This is a genomic window from Microcoleus sp. AT9b-C3 (assembly GCF_036705485.1).
GTDB lineage: Bacteria > Cyanobacteriota > Cyanobacteriia > Cyanobacteriales > Microcoleaceae > Microcoleus.
Genome location: NZ_JAUBUR010000096.1, coordinates 1 through 3,029, shown reverse-complemented (window position 1 = coordinate 3,029; position 3,029 = coordinate 1). Strand labels below are relative to the sequence as shown.

Annotated in this window: 3 protein-coding genes; all 3 read left to right on the top strand. The window is 48.6% G+C overall.

Annotation, left to right across the window (positions count from 1 at the left end; genetic code table 11):
* The first annotated feature begins 123 nt into the window (after positions 1-123).
* The 3 genes from QUB77_RS31425 (at position 124) to QUB77_RS31415 (ending at position 2,958) form a co-directional block, all read left to right on the top strand.
* Positions 124-333 carry a hypothetical protein gene (locus tag QUB77_RS31425; protein WP_333180923.1) on the top strand — a complete coding sequence of 70 codons (210 nt, stop codon included), beginning with the start codon at positions 124-126 and terminating at the stop codon, positions 331-333.
* Between the two features lie 488 nt (positions 334-821).
* On the top strand, positions 822-1,295 hold the full coding sequence (locus QUB77_RS31420) for a hypothetical protein (protein WP_333180922.1): 474 nt from the start codon (positions 822-824) through the stop codon (positions 1,293-1,295).
* A gap of 133 nt (positions 1,296-1,428) precedes the next feature.
* The gene (locus QUB77_RS31415; RefSeq protein ID WP_333180921.1) at positions 1,429-2,958 is read left to right on the top strand and encodes a DUF3987 domain-containing protein; all 1,530 of its coding nucleotides are present in this window, start codon (positions 1,429-1,431) and stop codon (positions 2,956-2,958) included.
* Positions 2,959-3,029: the final 71 nt, after the last annotated feature.

Here is a 3,029-nt window from a genome sequence, read left to right as displayed (position 1 = left end):
TATTCATTTTTTTATTCACGATCGAGTATTGCATATAATTGTATCATAGTCTTGATAATGATTTAGGATTGCTATACAGCAGCCTTAAGACTGACTGGCACTAAGTCGGAAATAGAGTTAGTATTGGCAGTTTTGCGAGGCAAGGATTTCTTCTGGAAAACTAACGGCAAGTTCTACCCGCAGCGGGGCGATGAGAATCAGTACGCTTACTACCTCAATGACTTGCAATTGCCGCAACTGGGGGCAACAGTCCCGCCGCCAACAGCAGGGGAAACGCAACCTCGACCTTGGGATGCGGTTTTGGGTGGTCAGGGCGACAATCGTCAACGCTGAGGCTGAGTACAAGCGCTTGGTTGGCGAGTGATTGAAGGGAAGCGAGGCAACTGTCCATGTGTAGCAGTATTAACAGGAAGTCTCGCTTCCCCCATCCTAAAAATCAACGGTTTTGCGTCGTTCTAGACTCCAAAAAATGCTTTTTCTGGAATCCTTACGGAGCAAGAGCGTTTTCTCCCCAAAAACTCACGTGTGGCGCTTAAGAGCCACACGGAGGAGACCGGGGAGAGAAAGCTGGGAGAATTTGCCAATTGAAACACTACACATAGGAGTGATTTTTGGGACAGAATCCGTCCGAAATTTCGGACAAAAATCACCCTCTTTTACCTCAAAAATGCCTATTTCTAAAACCCTTGCGCTGTCTGGGTTTCCCGCCAAAAACTCACTCGTCGCTATTAATACCGATGTGGTAGAGACTGGTTAGGAAAAAGTGGGGAGAATTTTCGAGGTTGCTAGCGACTGAATTTAGCAACGATACCTAAAATGGAATGATGAATTTAGTAGAGCTAGAAGAACGGGTAGCGCGATTTTTATTTGGTGGCTCAGGGGAGGAGTCGCTGGCAACTCTGTGGGAGCGCCAAAGGGAGTGTTCGTGGAAGCGGCCAACATTCCTGAAGCTTGTAATGCAGGCTGCCAACAAAATTTTTCTACAACAGCTCAACGATCCGCGAAGCCTTGACAAGTCTTTTCGGTCTGTTGAGAGTCGAGTCAGCCTCCTTCCTGGCTCGCTCAGCCACCTGCGCCGACCCAGATTCTGTTCTATTAAAGATTTCTTTGGCTGCGATGCCCTTACCCTTTTACGCTTCCTTGAAAATTGGGCTATCCTCGGCAACTTCATAAAGCATTGGTCAGCGCGACCCGAACCTTCTTGCAATGGCCCGCCCAAGGGTTTTGTGCCGCTTCCCGATGCCGAAATAGGTGGCTGTGCTCGCAATGACAGCCTAATCGCACCCGCAATCTAAAACTCGCGGGGCGGTTCCTCCTATGCCTTGAATTTTCCAAAAAATACACACACCAAAAAACCGCTGCTATCAATTGGAACCTGAGCGCAACGGTTTTGAGGATTTTAACTCGTCTTGGGGCGAGCTAATTTTCATGTACGACAATTCTACTCCAATCGGCGGTAAAGTTTCAAGAGTTCACGGCAACCTTGTCAGCAGCAGCAAGTCCAATCCTTGCCCGGTCTGTGGACGCACTAAAGACCGCGACTGCCGTATTAGCCACGACGGGAAGATGGTTCTGTGCCATCAGAATTTTGACCACACCAAAACTCAGCAGCCTGACCTGTGGCACTTTGACGGCACAAGTTCTGACAACCGCTACGGTGTGTACGTTTTCAAAGAAAAAACCACCAAAGATTTCCGACCGAAAGATACTCGTTCTTGGGAATATCCCGATCGCAACGGCAACAGACTTATTCGGGTTTATCGGATCGACGACGGCGAGGGTAACAAGAAAATCTGGCAAGAGCACTGGGACGGCTCCAAGTGGCAGAGAGGGATAGGAGATGTTGCCCGTGCCAGCATCCCGGTTTACCGCTATGCCGATGTCCAAAAGGCGATCGCAAACAATGAAACGATTTACCTAGTCGAGGGTGAACCGTGCGCTGACTTACTCTGGAAATTTGGAATGGCCGCGACTACCAATATCGGTGGTGGTGGCAAGTTCACGCTTACCGACTCTTTGGACTTGCAAAATGCAAAGGTGATTGTCATAGTCCCCGACAGAGACAAAAAGGGAATTGAGCACGCCGACAAGCTTGCCGAACACTTCCTCGATGCTATGTGGCTCTACCCGTTCCCAGAAAGCAAAGCTTGGGAAAACTTACCAGAGAAAGGCGGGCTTGACATTTTTGACTGGATAAAACACGAAAAACTTTCCGCGAGCCAAGTGAAAGCTGCGATCGGAGAGAAGAAAGTTTTCGAGGTTCCGCAGGCAGTAGCAACTGTTATTCGGCCGGAAAAATTTCAAGTCCCTGATGTTTCAACACTTGGCAGCGAGGTTGAAGCTCTCCTAGAATCAGACCTCCAGAAATCTCAACTACGGACTAAAATTACCGAGCTAGCTCAAAAGTTCCGAGTATCTAGCGCTGATATCTGGAAAATCTACCGCGATCGCGAACAAGAGTTAGAGCAAGAATCCTACGTTGAAGACACGGCCGCCGAGGTTGCCCAACTACTTTCTGCTCAAAAATCAGGGCTGGAACTGGCAGAAATTTTGCCCCCTGGGCTTGCAGTACCAATCAAGGAATTAGCGACACGACTGAACCTTAAACCTGAGTGTTATTTGGTAGCTGGATTGGCTCAAGTATCTAGCCTTTTCAAGGTTGGGACAGAGATACTGCTGCGACGCGATACTGACTATCGATGCACCCCCAACTACTTTGCGGGCATTGTTGCAGAATCCTCTCAGAAGAAGTCGCCCATCATGCGAGCAATGATTGAGCGACCGATGAAGTCGTTACGAGAGAAGGCTCGGAAGGAGTACGACAAAGCTTTTGCCCAGTACCAAGAAGATTACAAGAACTGGAGGGCCGCCAAAGGAGAAGACAAAGGGCTGCCCCCCAAAGAGCCACGACAACGGCTGTATTCGTTCTCTAAGTCCACGGGTGAGGGCATTTTATAGAACCCATTTGAGATCTAGGAAGCTAGCCTCTTAATCATCAACCTAATAAAACAAAGATTCATCTTGGCAGT

Excerpts from the sequence above, each read along its gene's own strand:
- QUB77_RS31420 (WP_333180922.1), top strand. The coding sequence starts at position 822 with ATGATGAATTTAGTAGAGCTAGAAGAACGGGTAGCGCGATTTTTATTT.
- QUB77_RS31415 (WP_333180921.1), top strand. The coding sequence starts at position 1,429 with ATGTACGACAATTCTACTCCAATCGGCGGTAAAGTTTCAAGAGTTCAC.